This is a genomic window from Aquimarina hainanensis (assembly GCF_042684685.1).
GTDB lineage: Bacteria > Bacteroidota > Bacteroidia > Flavobacteriales > Flavobacteriaceae > Aquimarina > Aquimarina hainanensis.
Window position 1 is genome coordinate 149,244 of record NZ_JBHULX010000027.1, and the last position, 17,125, is coordinate 166,368.

The window sequence follows — 17,125 nt, forward strand, 5'->3', positions numbered from 1 at the left end:
CAATTCCTGAAATCATTTGTTTGAATGATTTCAGGATAACAAAGGAAAAGAATTATATACTAAGAGTCTGTGTTGGATAAATTACATATTGGATAATTGACTGTGAAGATCCGGAGTGTACATGATATCTTGTAAGCTATATTTTTTGTTAACGATATCGTGATCTACATTTTTTCCTTGTATTCCGTAAACTTTTCCTCTTTCAGAACGTTGCCAGATTGTCCAGCCATTTTCAGCCCATGTTGATGGTGTTTTTGGAGTTTTGACCTGGTATTCTGCAATCCAAAGTTTATAAGAAGCGAATTTTGAATCAGTTAAGTATGTATTGCCAAAAGGGTTGTTAGTATAGATGATAGGTTTGATCCCTAATTTATCTTCCACTATTGATAACCATAAGAGCACATCTTTTTGGAATTGTATAGCAGAAATATGATGCTCTAAACCTTCTTGTTCCAGATCCAGCATAGGAATCATATCTCCTTCATTAAGAGAGACAACTGTTTGGATAAATAAATCAGCTTGTTTTCTAGGGTCTTTTCCTGCCATAAAAAAATGATATGACCCGTGTTTTAAACCGATTTTTTTTGCCTGTTTCTGATTTGTTTTGAATTTTGGGTCTACAAAAGAAGTTCCCTGTGTCGCTTTGGCATAACAAAAAGAAACTCCATCTTTCTTTATTTTCTTCCAATTGATGTTTCCTTGATAATGAGAAATATCAATACCAAGAATAGGAGCGTCATTAAGGTTTGTTTTCTGCTTTTTGCAAGATAAGATACTTACGAAAAAACAAAAAAGAAGTAGGTATAATTTGTTCATAGCTTTTGGTTTATTAGTTCATTAATAGAAAACTGGAATAAGCTTTTTAGAATCAGATTGATGAGGTAGAAATAAAAAATAGGCAAAATGAAATAAAGCAGAATAATGGAGGTAAAAAGATTGACCAGATGTTGTAACAGCAATTCAGTATTGAGTAATACGATTTCTTCTGCGATTTTAAAATCTTTTTCTACTTTAAGTCCGATATCTTCTACAGTATTTACTACAGCATCTTCTGCTCGTTTTAAAAAACTGATTTTCTTTTTTCCTTTACTCTTTGCTTCTTCTAATTGTTTGTCTTTGATTGCTTTTTGGTGCTCTTTTAGCGCAGTTTCTTTTTGGGCAAAAGTAGCTTTTGTTTCAGAGAGCTTTTTATTGAGATCAATTCCTAAATCTATTTTTACAGCTATTGCAATTGAATGAATTGTATTGACATAAATTGATAACCCAGGAGTGAGAAACAAAGAAATTAGTAAAAGTTTAAACGCGATTGTTTTATAATTTTTTAAAAACAAACCCACAATAAAAACTAATGGGATTAGCTTAAAAATAGTAAGGTTAAAAATAGCAAGAAGCAATGTCTGTATCTTGATCAGAATTTCTGTGACAGTGAGGTAGTCGCCTATTTTAGTGAGATCTTCTACTGTATTAGAAGCATAGCCCTTGATTACAGGAATCCCTTCCGAAGCAACATAACTGATTGTTTTTTTTATGACGGTAATGAAAGTAGAACTCTCAGACATTCTACTAGAAACTTCCTTTACACAGGCAGTTGCTTTATCGTGATAATGCCCATGAAAAGAAAGCAAAACCAAAAGAATGGCAATGAATGCAATTAGTATTCTGGTTTTGTTTTCTTGTAAAAATTTGAGCATGTTTTAGGTTTATAGAGTACAATAAAAAAAGAACACTTTAGTATGTTCTCATTGAGAAACGGGACTAAAAAAGGTGTACTATTATTTATTATTGATAGCACTTCTCTAACAAAACTAACCGATTTGATATCAGAAGAAAATAGGGGAAATTACCTGTTTTTTTATTCAAAAGAAGAATTGTTTTTGTTGTAAAAAGGAGGTATTTTTAAGGTATAACGGCAAAAAAAGAATATTTCTTGTAATGATAAAGAGAGATATTCGACTCTTTGTTTTTTAATTGATACCAATAATCAAGTTAATCGTGCCGGTAGAACAAGAACGAGCTATTATATTAATGTTTGCGAATTCTTCATCAGAAGAAATCAAGCATAAGCCAATTCAAAAAGGAAAAGCGCTTTTTGAGTATTGCACGATGAAAACGCTTCGGGAAATAGAAAAAAGTAACCTTCCCTATGTTATATATACAGAAAAAGAGCAAAGAGGAGATTCCTTTGAAGAGCGATTAGTAAATGCGATTCAGGAAATTTTTTCTCAGGGGTATCAAAAAATAATAACGATAGGGAATGATAGTCCTGAATTGAAGGCAACAGACCTTATCGATGCAAATCGAACCATTTCAGAAAAGAACATTGTGATCGGTCCATCTATGGATGGAGGAATTTATCTATTGGGAATTCACAAGACACATTTCCAAAAAGAAATCATCCTGCAATTGCCATGGAAAACACCAAATCTAATGCCGGCAATGATTGATTTTTTTAGAAAAAAACAGATAACATTGCACATTAAGAAAAGGCTTAGAGATATAGATACTATAAGTGATGTAAAGTGTTTTAGTGGTTTTTTCAAAACGTTTTCCTACTCTTTTTTGCAACTTCTATCTTACTTATTACAGGAAGAGCTAAAACAGTTTCGCTGTATGACTCCTCTGAATTATATCGCCATTATACAAACAGGACGCTATAATAAAGGATCACCTCAATTGATAAACTCTTTTAACTGAGAGATTGTATTTCGAGAGGAAAGAGCTTCTCAAAACAGCTGCATTGTGGGAATGTATACCCGATAAAACAAAAAAATAAAGTCATTACTTATTCCAATATATGAAACAATTTATCATTGGAGCATTTCTGTGTTTTACAACATGGGGATTTGCCCAAACGACTGTTACAGGAAGAATAACTACTGTAACAGGAACTCCTTTGCCTTATGCTAATATCTTAGAAAAAAACACCAGTAATGGAAGTATTTCTGATGAAGAAGGGAACTATCGAATTACCTTGAAAACCAAAGTCCCTGTTTTGCTGTTCTCTTCTTTGGGATACAAAAAACAAGAAGTTTTAGTCCAAAACAAAAAAGTGATAAACCTGATCATGCAGGAAGATTCAGAAGGTTTGGAGGAGGTTGTCGTAACAGCCCTAAATAAAAAAAGAGAAGCTAAAGAATTAGGATATGCGGTACAGCGGATTGGTGCCACTCAAATAGAAAATGTAAAATCAGTTAACTTTTTGGATAATCTTGCAGGGAAATTGGCAGGAGTTTCGATTACTCCGGGAGGAGCGACGGGTGTAGGATCTTCTTCTAAAATTACCATTAGGGGAGAACAGTCCTTTTCTAATAATAACCCTCTTTTCATAGTAGATGGAACCCCCATAAACAACAGTACGGTTTTTAATACCACCAATGAGGCTGCTGCAGGATTTCAGGAAGTTGATTTTGGAAATGGCGCTATGGATATTAATCCCGACGATATTGCTTCAGTATCAGTTTTAAAAGGTCCCTCCGCCGCCGCATTGTACGGAACCAGAGCGTCTAATGGAGTTGTGATTATTAATACAAAAGACGGAAGCAAACAAAAAGGAATAGGCATCAGTCTTACTAGTAGTTTGTTCATTGATTCTGCATTTCAGTTGCCAAAGTTTCAAAACCAATATGGGCAAGGAAATTCAGGACAGTTTGAATATGTAGATGGATTAGGAGGAGGAGTCAATGATAATATTACCTATAGTTGGGGACCAGCCTTACACCAGGGAATTCGTATTCCTCAGTTCGATAGCCCGGTTACCCTTCCAGATGGTACGGTCGTCAGAGGAGGAGATACTTCCCTTTATACGGGATTGCCAATAACAGCTACCCCTTTTGTAGCACACCCGAATAATCTTCGGAATTTTTATGAAACGGGAGTAACGACGATTAATAATATTGCTTTTGCAAATGCAACAGAGACAGGGAACTATCGATTGTCGTTTACAGATTTACAAAGTGAGTCGATTATACCAGGGGTGAATTTTGATCGAAAGACGCTAGCGGCAAGACTTCGTTTTTTACCTACTGATAAAACTACAGTAACAGCTTCTGTTAATTATATGAATAGCCAAAGTGATAATCGTCCATCCAATGGATATGGATCAGAAAATGTAAATTATTCTTTGGTAGCCTGGGGACCGCGTTCTCTGGATATTAATAGCCTGAGAAGATATTGGCAACCTGGATTAGAAGGAATACAACAGTATTCTTTTAATTATACATTTTTTGATAATCCGTATTTTATTCTATTTGAAAATAGAAATTCATTCAATAGAGATCGCGTATTTGGGACAATAGCTATAAAACAACAATTATCCAAACATCTCAGTATTACGCTTCGGTCAGGAATGGATTACTCTAATGAAAAACGAAGATTTTTGAGGAATTTCAGTACGAATAGATTTAGAAATGGAGCATATGCAGAACATGATGTTACATACAGAGAAGTAAATACAGACTTTCTTCTAAATTACACTCGAAAGTTAGGAACGTTTGATATAGATGTTTCATTTGGAGGAAATCGCTTGGATCAAAAAGCAAAAACAATACAAACGCAAACAATACAACTAGCACAACCGGGCGTTTTTAGCTTTAATAATGCTGCTGCTCCTATAGAAAGTTTTGATTTTGAATCCAGAAAACGAATTAATAGTTTGTATGGTCTGATAAAAATAGGTTTTGAAGACTTGATTTATATTGATATAACCGGAAGAAATGATTGGTCCAGTTCTCTGGCAACTCCATTTTCTACCGATAACACCTCATTTTTTTATCCTTCGATATCGTCGAGTTTGATATTGAGTAATCTGGTATCATTACCAGAAACTATTTCATTTGCTAAAATCAGAGCAAGTATCGCTCAGGTAGGAAATGATACGGATCCCTATCAAACTTCCGGAGCTTTTGTAGCAGGAACAACTGTAAATGCGCAACCTACTTTTAGTAATCAAAATTTTATTCCCAATCCGAATTTAGTTCCGGAAAAAACCACTTCTTATGAGCTAGGAACAGATATCAGATTTTTAAAAGATCGCCTAGGAGTTGATTTTACATATTATAATTCCATTACAAAAGATCAGATCATTTCGCTTCCTATTCCCATTTCATCAGGATTTAGTCAGCAAGTAGTAAATGGGGGAAAGGTCCGTTCTCAGGGAGTCGAAATGATCATTCGGGCAACGCCAATAAAAAAGCAGAGTTTTAAATGGAACACAACCCTGAATTTTAGTAAAAATAGATCAGAAGTTGTTTCATTGCCCCAGCAGGAAGGACGAGTTACTTTAGCATATTCCAGAGTGTATGATAACCCTGATCAGACAGTATGGTTTCAAGCAGAAGAAGGAGGGCGTATCGGAGATTTTTATGGTACAGGGTATCTAAAAAATGAAGATGGAGATTTTGTATTAACAGCGGATGGAAGGTTTATAGCGGATAATACACTCAAAAAATTAGGGAATTATACCCCTGATTTTATGGTTGGACTTTCTAATGAATTTTCTTTCAAGAATTGGCGGGCGAGTTTCCTTCTGGATTGGAGGCAAGGAGGAGAGATTGTATCCAGAACACTATCTTTAGCTGGCGTTGGGGGACAGCTAGAAGAAACTGCTTATAGACCTGAAGCAGGGATTGTAGCGAGGGGAGTAATCAATACAGGAACAGAAGCAAATCCGGTATACCAGCCCAATACCGTTGCAGTATCGCCCGAAAGTTACTACAGACAATTTTATGATAGGAACCATGAAGAAAATAACGTATACGATGCATCGTATCTAAAACTTCGTCAGTTTTCCATTGGATATTCTTTTGATATGAAAAAGGGAGCCTTTGAGGTATTAGATGATGGAGCAACCGTGGATATATCGTTGATTGGAAAAAACCTATTTGCGATTAGTGAAATCCCTCATTTCGATCCAGAGCAATTGGCAGTACAGGGACAAGGACTTGTGAGTGGAGTGGAAGATATGTCATATGCTACCTCGAGGAGCTTTGGAATAAAGCTGGGAATTAACTTTTAATAAAAGAAAAAAATGAAAATAATATATAGTGTCATTATTGGAATGTTGTTGTTGGGGTGTACCAAGGATTTTGAAGAAATTAATACCAATCCCAATACACCTGTTGATGTTCATCCGAGTTTATTGCTACGACAAGTTATCTATAACTATGGCGAAGAGATGTCGTATGAAGGATTTGTAGCGGGGAATTTATTAGGACAATATCTAACTGCTATAGACTTTAACCTGTTTGATAGGCATGCGTTGAGTTCTCCCCAACTGGGAGGAAATCCCTGGTCTATTCTGTATACCAACCTTAGAGATAATGAAGTTATTCTCCGTAAGTCCCAAACAGAAGAAACCCTGGCAGTGTATGAAGGACCTGCGCTGATTTTTAAGGCATATATGACCATGGCATTAACAGATTTATACGGAGATGTTCCATATACGGAAGCTTTTATAGGAGATCAGGGAATAACTACCCCTAGATATGATGAACAATCAAGTATATATCTGGATGAAGGCGGGATTTTGGATAACCTGAGAAAAGGAATAGAAGTGATTACAAACTATCAGGGGACTATAAAACTGGAAGGAGATGTATTGTATGAAGGAGTGCTATATAACTGGGTGAAATTTGCAAACTCTCTTCGAATTAAAGCATTGATGCGTATTTCAGGAAAAGAAGCTGTAGGGAGTGAATTGGCAGCTATTTTTGCGGAAGGAAATTTTATCCAAATAAATGAAGAGAATGCGGTTTTTAATTTTTCAGATGAAGCTCCTAATAATTTTAGATTAGCGCGTCTTAGAGCAGGAGATTTTAATAATTTCGTGATGTCAGAAACCATCGAAGAAGTTTTAACTGGCTTAAATGACTCGAGAATCAAGACATTGTTTCGCCCATTATCGAATACAGAAGAAGAATCGTATCATGGTTTGATTAATGGTATTGACGCTTCTCAAACACCAATAACAGTGTCTGATTATTCATTTGCGGGAACTGTATTTAGAGAAAATACAGGCGAGTTGTTTGCTAATTATATGACAGCCTGGGAGACCTCTTTTCTTTTGGCGGAAGCAGCAGAAAAAGGACTGATTAATGCAGATGCAAAATCGCTATATGAATCTGGAGTTACAATGGCATTTGATTATTGGAATGTGCCACTGCCGGTAACATATTTATCATCAGAAGCATTATATGATCCGACCAAAGGGGTAGAACAGATTATTACCCAAAAATGGATAGCTAATATGGTTAATGGATATGAAGGGTGGATTGAGTATAGAAGAACCGGGTATCCTGCTTTAAAGCCGGTGGCAGCAAGCTTAAATAATAATTTGATTCCTGTAAGAATGCCGTACCCGGCAGAAGAAGCAACATTAAACTCAGCGAATTATGAGATGGCAGCAACAGCAACGAATGGCAATAGTATTAATATGCCAGTTTGGTGGGATCAATAAAAGAGATTAATTGTTAAAAGTTAAAATCAAAGATATCGATTCAATGAATTAGTATCTTTGATGTTTTTAGTAAATACATGTTCACGATTATGCAGGAAGTCGCTTTATGGCAATGGGGTTTAATTTTGCTATCTAGTGTTTTGTTTTTTTGGTTATCTCCATTTGCCAAAACAAAAACACAATTTTTTAAGGCTACTTATACTGATGAGTTTTCTTCTGTGTGGAAACTAACAGGAAGTCTGATTATTTCATGGATTTTTGCAAAAAGTATTACGAATGCTGCAAATTTAGGAATGAGTTTTGGTCTGCTCGGGGGGCTTGCCTATGCGGCCTATTATCTCTCTTTTGCAGTGGCAGGAATACTCATTTACAGAATGAGAAAAAAAGGAGGCTTCACAAGTATTCATCACTTTTTAGTAACCAGTTTTGGAAAGGGAGCCGTTTATGTCTTTTCGATTTTGATTAGTATTCGGCTATTTAATGAAGTTTGGTCAAATACCATGGTGATTGGTACTTATTTTGGAAGTGAAGGAAGCTTACCGTATTATAGCTCGATTGTTGTCTTTACATTTTTAACACTGGGTTATGCCTTAAAAGGAGGCTTGAGTAGTTCTATATTTACTGATACCATACAGATGATCCTTTTTTCTATACTACTGGCAGTAATTTTATGGAGTATTTTCAGAGTAGAAGAATTTTCTGTTTCTACTGTGATACACTCAGGGGAATGGACAATGGAGATGGGAGGAAATTTATTAATTGCAGCACTATTACAATCATTTAGCTACCCCTTTCATGATCCGGTATTAACAGACAGGGGATTTATAGCTTCTCCAAAAGCTACATTAAAAAGTTTTCTTTGGGCAAGTATTCTAGGAGGAGGATGTATCGTCCTTTTTAGTATTGTAGGTATTTATGCACAACATGAAGGAATGGAAGGGCAAGCAGCTGTTGCTGTGAGTCAATCTTTTGGTCTGGTGATTCTATTGATGATTAATTTTATAATGATTACTTCAGCAGCTTCTACGTTGGATTCTACTTTTTCGTCTTTTTCAAAACTAATGACGATTGATTTAAAATTAGGAGAAGGGCTTCGGTTCGGAAGATTAACCATGGTTGTGATTGCCCTTTTAGGAACCATTCCTGTTTTTTTTGGAGCAGAAATATTATCAGCCACAACGATTAGTGGAACCATGGTTATCGGTCTTTCTCCGGTTTTTTTACTTTGGAAAAAAGATGCTCCCAAAAGCAGTTTTTATCTTTCGCTCTGTTGCGGATTGTTTTTTGGATTATTATTAGTATTTGATGCTTTCCCCAATAGTTTAGTGTTTACAAAAGGAAAATATGCAGCTCTTTTATGGAGTAACATCTGGGGAATAGGAAGCTGCTTTATCGTTTATTTTATACCCATATGGCTACAAAAACAAAAGCGTTAGGAACTCTATCAGGAAAAGTACTTTTATTTGGAGGAGTCTATAGTAATTTACAAGCTTTAGAACAATTGATAGAAATGGCAGGTAAAGAAAACATTCCACCCGGAAACTGTATTTGCACTGGAGATATCATAGGGTATTGCGCACAGCCGGAAGAAGTAGTGAAACGCTTCAGGGAATGGGGAGCGAATAGTATTTTAGGAAACGTAGAAGAGCAATTAATAAGTGGTGCTATCGATTGTGGCTGTGATTTTAGAAAAGGATCTAAATGCGACCATTTGTCCAGACAGTGGTACCCGTATGCACAAAACCAATTATCAGAAGATTCGATCACATGGATAAGAACATTACCGAATTATATTTCTTTTAGATATGCTGATCGAAAAGCAACCGTAGTTCATGGCAGTTACTCTTATATTTCAGAATTTATTTTTGAATCTACTCCCTGGAAAAAGAAGGAAGAGTCCTTTAGCAGAAGTAAGGCAGATATGGTCATTGCAGGACATTCCGGGTTGCCTTTCTTTCAAAAAAAGAAAGAAAAATTGTGGATAAATCCGGGAGTAATAGGAATGCCCGCTAATGAAGGACTACCCAGAGTTTGGTGTGTGATTTTAGAAAAAGAAATTGACCCTTTTTTTTCTTTTACATCATATACATATGATAGCGAATTTGCATATCAGCAGATGAAAAAACAAAACTTGCCGATGGAGTATGCTAATACCTTGAAAACAGGGTTTTGGGATAATATGGAAATCTTACCAGAAAGAGAAAAAAAGCTGCGTGGAAAAAAAATCTTTACAAAGGGTTAAAATAAGTAAGAATAAAAAACGTTTTTGATACTTTTAGAAATAATTAAGAAAGGAAATATAGTTCCTGTTATTTTTTATAAATACATTTGTCAGGACTTTATACTATTTTATTTTGTCTTCCCTATATAATAAGGTTTTCTGTCAGAAAAGTCATTATTACAGTCGTAAATCACTAGTTATAAGGTTATTCCGTATTTATTCGGAGTGATTAAAGTATCCTTTTTTAAATATTTGTAGTTAATTTTAAGTGTTGAAAATAAATTTCAACAGATACCCCATATATAAGAGCATTAAAAACAGAAAATGTTCTTCCTAGTATATTTAAATAAAAAAAATGAATTATTTATTTGAATAAAATATAAGTGATATATGATTATAAAATTGTTCAAATAATCTTGTTTATGGATAAAAAATACATTTAAATCTTCTCAACTGCTTTGAAATAAATGATAAAGGATGTTCTCTAAAAAGAAATTTTTAGAAGTAAAGGAAAGGTGTTAAAGATATTTAGTGCGTATAATTTTTTCCTGAAAACATATGTTTGTATTCCTGGCAGTATCTCATAGTACTTGATATAATACAGGAATATGTTTTAAATATTACTGTATAAAAAGACCCTACAAGAGTAAGACTTTGGCGAGCATACAATTGTAGGGGGGTGTATAATAATTAATTTATAACTAAATCAACCATTATGAGGATATGCTTTCGGATAGTACCTTCAAGCAACATATATGAATATATTACATCTCTTCAAATTAATTTCTCTGCGAATGAGGAGCTAAATACCCCAAAATTAATAAGTGTTAAAGATACCTATTATTTATCAAATACTACGATAGCAATTCCCTCTGTTTCAATTTTGCCCCCCCCTAAAGAAGAGAAGTTTATTTATTTAGATTTAAAGCGTTTTCATTTGTTTTTCAGAAGGTTGATTTACTTCTGGGAAACATTTTTTTGTGTTGAAAAATAAAAACGATAACAATAGATTCAGCTCCTTTTATAAAAGTGATTTGCTCCTTTTTTCTATAGATGAATGTAACCCCACACTAAAATGAAATAACAATGATAAACAGGAATACTTTACATAGCATAGGGCACTTTATATATAACAAAATACTGAAATATAGGGTGGTAAATATTGTTGTTCTGGCGATTTTATTTACGACAATATCATATTCTCAGACGTTTATTGATGAGGATTTTGACAGTCCATTAAGTGCCGATTGGGTATTAAGTGGAACCGCTGCACAAAATACAAACTGGTTGCGATTAACGGATGCTGTAGGGAATCAGTCAGGAACTGCTATTTATAATGTGGCATTTCCTTCGACAGACAATGTAATTGTCGAATTTGATTATGCAGCTTATGGAGGAGATGGGGCAGATGGAATTTCTTTCTTTTTAATTGATGGAACTGCGGCTCCAAGTACTGGGGGAGCAGGAGGACCATTAGGTTATGGATACTGTTCATTGTGTGGGTCACCTGTTACTGATGGAGTAGATGGAGGATGGATTGCAATAGGCATTGATGAATTTGGGAACTTTGAACCAGTGGGGGGAGGAGACGACTGTAGAGGAAATTATCCAACATATGCAGGGACTGTACCAGATACATTTACAATAAGAGGAGAAGAAGGGGCAAATTATCCGTGTTTAGGGTATACCACTCTCCCAGGAGGAGCTTTGGTAGATGGAGTTACCAGAGCGAATAGCAGAAGAGTGAGGATGACTATTATTGATGGAATAGTCAATGTATGGCTGAACCTAAATGATGGAAATGGTTTTCAACAAATCTTTACGAATATCAATTCAGGACAAACAGCTCCTGCAACATTCAAATTGGGAATTAGTGGAAGTACAGGAGGTTTTAATAACATACATGAAATAGATAATATACGGGTAGGAGCAGCAATCGATACAGATAAAGATGGCATCATAGATAATGTAGATTTAGATGATGATAATGATGGTATCCCGGATGCTATAGAATGCCAGCCAACAGGAACCGATGCAATTGTGAATGGAGATTTTACATCTTTACTATCATCGTGGACTGAAGGAGGTGATCTTGCCTGGAATTCTTTTGCAGGGGCAGATCCAGATGCTCAGATAAGTACGACAGGAACAGTTTCAACAATCTCTCAAACATTTTCGACTACTGCAGGAGATGGGAATTTATTATCATTTGACCTAGCCACTAATTATACTGATGGAAACAGTTCCAAACTAAATATTTATATAGATGGAGAATTAGTATATGAGACAACTGCTCAGGAGTATCAGACAACAAATGGAGCTTCTACCAGTGCAAATCAAAAAATAGTTATTAGCTCATTAGGAACTTCTACTACAATTACTATAGAAGCGATAACAGGAACAGGAGGTTCCGATCTATATTTTATCGATGATATAACTGTTTTAAGGGCGTGTGATAATCTAGATGGGGATGGAGTCCCTAATTATAAAGATCTAGATGCCGATGGTGATGGTATTCCTGATAATGTAGAAGGGCAGACTACCTATAGCTACACAGCCCCTGGAGGAACATATACCAGTAATGGAGTGGATACTTCTTATGGAGAAGGGATTAATGTGATTGATTCGGATGGAGATTTAATACCAGATTATTTGGATACCGACAGTGATGGGGATGGAACAAACGATACTATTGAAGCAGGAATTACATTAGCAGGCAGTGATACAGATGGTGATGGATTAGATAATGCAATCGATACGACAAGTGATCATACAGATCCTAATGGTACTATTAATACACCTTCTTCATTACCAGATTCGGATAATGATTATCCTTCAGATGATGTGGACTATAGAGACGGACATACGTACAGTTTGGATACAGATGGAGATGGGGTAGATGATAGTGTTGATTTAGATTCAGATGGAGATGGAATTTTAGATACAGAAGAAGGAAGATGTACTCAGGTATCTACCGGAATCTGGTCAGGTTCGGGAACTACTTACACAACTACTGCAGGGAGTGTTTCAATTACCACGACATCTACATTTACAGCCCCAGCAGTGCCTTTCCCTTTTGGAAACAATACATTAAATACAACGAACTATTGGACCCCAAATGTTGCTGGTGCTCCTTCTCTGGTATATGATGTAAATTGGGATCAAACTAATGAATCAGGAACAGATATTGATTTGCCCACTGATGATCAGGGATCAGGAACATTAACGTTTACTTTTGATCAGGCTGTAACGAACCCTGTTTTGCATATAGATAAATTAGGAGGAGTTGATGGAATACATACCAATTCTCTAAGCCTAACTATTACCACTCCGGGAATCTCCTTATCCAGATTAAGTGGATCCGATGATTTTCAGGTGATTGGAGGCGCAACTATTCAGAGAATGCCCAATATAATACATACAGTAAATTCTACAGAGACATTACCTGCAGTTGATCAGGGAACCGCTTCCGGATCGGTAAGAATCAATGGGACAGTAACATCTGTAACATTTTCATGGAAAGGAGTAGGGTATGAGGGGTTAGGAGGAGATTTAATTGAGATAGCCTTACAGACTTGCGCTTCTAGAGATTCTGATGGAGATGGATTGGCAGATTATCTGGATTTAGATAGTGATAATGACGGAATACCAGATAATATAGAAGCACAGACTTCTGTAGGGTATGTAGGACCTAATGGAGATGCGGGACCAGCAAATAATGGGGTGGATTCTGCTTATACAGGAGGTATTTCTCCAACCAACACAGATGGAACAGATACACCGGATTACATAGATTTAGATTCAGATAATGAAGGAGGAAATGATACTTCGGAGGCAGGAATTACATTAGCAGGCAGTGATACAGATGGTGATGGATTGGATGATGCTACAGATGCAATAACAGGATATGGAGATAGTAATGGAATTTATGATGAGACACAGATCAATAACTTCCCGGATGCAGATAATGATGTTACAGTAGGAGGAGATTTAGATTGGAGAGATGCAATAATAAATTCTCCGTTTATGGATACAGATTCAGACGGAATACCTGATGTCACAGATATAGATGATGATAATGATGGGGTTTTAGATGATACAGAATGCCCTCGGACTTCTTATGCGATTTTATGGGGGCAAATAGGTCTTACAGATGCAGGAATTAGCGCAGTTGGAGGGCAAACTATAGCCGATTTAGGAATCGCTACAGGAATTCCAGAATTTAATGGGATTTCTATGACTGTAGAGTTTGAGCATTCTGGAAGTTCACCTAACTCTAATTTAGTTAATGAAGGAACACCGACAAGTCCATTTTTAGCAGTAGGTAATGTGCCCGGAGAAAATAATAAGGTAACAATTACATTTAGTCAATATGCTGGAGAAGCTATTTTGGGATATGATCCATTATTTGTAGATGGAGAAACAGTGTCCTTTGGAATAAATGGAATTTTAGAAACACCTGTAATTGGTTCTGTTTCTGGATTAAATATTACAACCAATAGTATAGAAAACCCTATAGGAGGGGTAACTACAGGAATTAATTCAGGGAGTATTTCGTATAATTTGGGATATAATACAGTAGCAGAATATACTACCTCATTTTCTGCTTCTTCTGGAGTTTCATCCTCTCAAAATGCAATTTTTATTAGAATTTGGTATAGACCAGATAGTAGTTGTGATATCGATGGAGATACAACTCCGGATTATTTGGATTTAGATAGTGATGGAGATGGATGTAGTGATAGTGTTGAGGGAGGAAATACTTTGGTGAGTAATAATGATATTTCTAATTATAATACAGGTATTGATGCCAACCTCAATGGGTTACTAGATCAGTTTGAAGATGGTACAACAGGAACTATAAATTATACTTCTACTTATACGGAATATGCAAAAAGTAATCAAGTCAGTGCATGTTTAGATACAGATGGTGATGGGGTTGTTGATATTGTAGATATAGATGATGATAATGATGGGGTGCCAGATGAAGATGAATGTCCTGGGTTGAATCAACCTTTGGTAGTGTATGGTAGTTTTTCTGAAAATTCTATTCCAACGACAGAATGGTATATTTCGAGCACGACATCTAATTTTGATACTCCTACAGGAAGTGTATATACTTATTCTTCTACAAATAAAAACTCTACATTAACAGGAGGACTTTTTGATGAAATAGGAGATGGAAATCCAGATACAGGGAATAGAAATACATTATTTGAGATAAACTCTTTTAATTCAGGGGTGGTTTTGAAATTTTCAAAGCAATTAGATGGAGGGGAAAATTATCAATATTCTTTTGACTTAGGGGCAAGAGGAGTAGGCTCCGCCTCAGAATATGTAGTAGATTTATACAATGCAGATACAGATATAGTAGTTAGTACACTAGAAAGAGCTGCATTTAACACATTACCTTCTTATTCGGCATCTCCTAATTATGCTACTTACTCAGGAAATTTCACAGTACCTCAAACCGGAAATTATTATGTTTTATTTAGAGGTACAGGTACAGGGAGTTCACCTGATGATTACATCATAGATAGGGTCGCTTTTAAAAGGACGGTCCCTGAAATATGTACTACGAATACAGATGGCGATGGAGTTCCGAATAGTTTAGATTTAGATAGTGATGGCGATGGATGTAGTGATAGTGTCGAGGCAGGAAATACATTGGTAGCTAATAATGATACAGTAAATTACAATACAGGGACTGATGCTAATGGAAATGGATTATTAGACCAGTTTGAGGATGGTACTACAGGAAATATTAACTACACTCCTTCATATTATCTGGCAATAGATAACACCTTGAATGCTTGCCTAGATACAGATGGGGATGGAGTAGTTGATATAGTTGATATAGATGATGATAATGATGGGGTACTGGATACGACAGAACTTTCGTGTGGAGTTGGAGAAGCTACGGTTACGAATACAGTACTTACAGCCGGGAGTCAGCAGATAGAAGGAACTTTTACCAATGGATCAGGAATTGCGGATTACAATATTCAGTTTTCGAACCTGAGTGCTGCTTTGGTAGCAGCTAATATTGCACCCGTCGCAGGAGGATTGCACTATATAGTTGATGATACGAATCTGGGAGATTACGAAACTACGATACAAATAACCCCTCAAACCGGAGGATTATTGGAATCTGTTGAGTGGGGACCTGATTTAGTAGGAAATACAGATACGGAGAATAATAATGATGAACAAACGATTACATTAACCTGGACTCCTGCAGTTACAGCAGTAGTGATCGATCCGGATAATCAATTAGACATAGCAGATGGTACGATCATAAATTCTGGACAGGCGATATTTCAGGGAGCCGAATATGAAAATGCGAGTCCCCCTACCTGGAAGATAGTCTTTACTACCAATTTGATTTCCTCAGCATTTGCATTAACCGCCTCTCATGAGGCTTTAGCAGGAGTTGCAGATTTACGAGACGAAGGGTTTAGTTTAGTGACCAATGTTTGTTACGCAGAAAATACAGATGGAGATGGACTTATTAATAGTTTGGATTTAGATAGTGATGGAGACAGTTGTAGTGATAGTGTCGAAGCAGGGAATACATTAGTTAATAATAATGATACGGTAAACTATAATACCGGAGCAGATGTTAATGGCAATGGATTATTAGATCAGTTTGAAAATGGAACTACAGGAACAATCAATTATAATTCATCCTATGATAGCTTAGCAAAAGACAGTTCGTTCAATGGGTGTTTAGATACTGATGGTGACAATGTAGGGGATTTGATTGATATAGATGATGATAATGATGGAATATTAGATGAAATGGAATGTGATTATGGAGGAGGAAATACAGTACCTTTAATATCACACTCTTTTGCTGAAACGGGTTCTTATGGACCCTATACATTGACAAATTATGCAGGATCCCCTTTTATTGATTCGAGAGGGATTGTTCTTAATAGAGATGCCAATTTCAGTGCAGAACTGACAACAACCATAACAGCAAATAAGGGAGATCAATTAGATATGACAATAACAATTGGGAGATTGTCTGGAACGAATACACTCGATTATGTAGAGGTGTTCTTAGACGGGGTTTCTCAAGGAACAGAGTTCGCTTCAGCCTTAGCATCTGGACCAATTGTTATCTCTTCTACAGTAGACAATAACAATCCTGAATTAAAGGTTGTCTTAAACCATATTCATTCGGCAGGTAATAACGATTATTATATTCATACAATAGAAGGTTTTTTAACGTATTCAGCAACTTGTAAAGAAAATACAGATGGTGATGGAGTTCCGAATAGTTTGGATTTAGATAGTGATGGCGATGGATGTAGTGATAGTGTCGAGGCAGGAAATACGTTAGTAGCTAATAATGATACAGTAAATTACAATACAGGGACTGATGCTAATGGAAATGGATTATTAGACCAGTTTGAGGATGGTACTACAGGAAATATTAACTACAC

At 36.0% G+C, this 17,125-nt stretch carries 7 protein-coding genes and 1 pseudogene; 6 read left to right on the forward strand and 2 right to left on the reverse strand.

Features of this window, described 5'->3' with window-relative positions:
- Positions 1-81: 81 nt before the first annotated feature.
- Both ACFSTE_RS14075 and ACFSTE_RS14080 read right to left on the reverse strand, forming a co-directional pair.
- Positions 82-816 carry a GH25 family lysozyme gene (locus tag ACFSTE_RS14075; protein WP_378258642.1) on the reverse strand — a complete coding sequence of 245 codons (735 nt, stop codon included), beginning with the start codon at positions 814-816 and terminating at the stop codon, positions 82-84.
- A complete protein-coding gene (locus ACFSTE_RS14080) occupies positions 813-1,691 on the reverse strand; it encodes a hypothetical protein (protein WP_176027485.1) in 879 nt (292 codons plus the stop codon). Before ACFSTE_RS14080 ends, ACFSTE_RS14075 begins: the two co-directional genes overlap by 4 nt.
- 301 nt (positions 1,692-1,992) lie before the next feature.
- On the opposite strand from ACFSTE_RS14080, the gene ACFSTE_RS14085 reads away from it, so the two are divergent.
- The 6 genes and pseudogenes from ACFSTE_RS14085 to ACFSTE_RS14110 all read left to right on the forward strand — a co-directional run.
- On the forward strand, positions 1,993-2,694 hold the full coding sequence (locus ACFSTE_RS14085) for a TIGR04282 family arsenosugar biosynthesis glycosyltransferase (protein WP_378258647.1): 702 nt from the start codon (positions 1,993-1,995) through the stop codon (positions 2,692-2,694).
- A 100-nt stretch (positions 2,695-2,794) separates the two neighbouring features.
- Complete coding sequence (locus ACFSTE_RS14090) at positions 2,795-6,013, forward strand: SusC/RagA family TonB-linked outer membrane protein (protein WP_378258649.1); 3,219 nt, start codon at positions 2,795-2,797, stop codon at positions 6,011-6,013.
- 12 nt (positions 6,014-6,025) lie between these two features.
- Positions 6,026-7,453 carry a SusD/RagB family nutrient-binding outer membrane lipoprotein gene (locus tag ACFSTE_RS14095; protein WP_378258651.1) on the forward strand — a complete coding sequence of 476 codons (1,428 nt, stop codon included), beginning with the start codon at positions 6,026-6,028 and terminating at the stop codon, positions 7,451-7,453.
- Between the two features lie 77 nt (positions 7,454-7,530).
- Positions 7,531-8,889 (forward strand): sodium:solute symporter, encoded by a 1,359-nt coding sequence (locus tag ACFSTE_RS14100; RefSeq protein ID WP_378258653.1) that lies wholly within the window; start codon positions 7,531-7,533, stop codon positions 8,887-8,889.
- Positions 8,865-9,695, forward strand: coding sequence for a metallophosphoesterase family protein (locus tag ACFSTE_RS14105; protein ID WP_378258655.1), 831 nt, complete (start codon positions 8,865-8,867; stop codon positions 9,693-9,695). The genes ACFSTE_RS14100 and ACFSTE_RS14105 overlap by 25 nt, the downstream gene beginning before the upstream one ends.
- 1,131 nt (positions 9,696-10,826) lie before the next feature.
- Positions 10,827-17,125, forward strand: a pseudogene (locus ACFSTE_RS14110) (hypothetical protein); the annotation flags it as partial.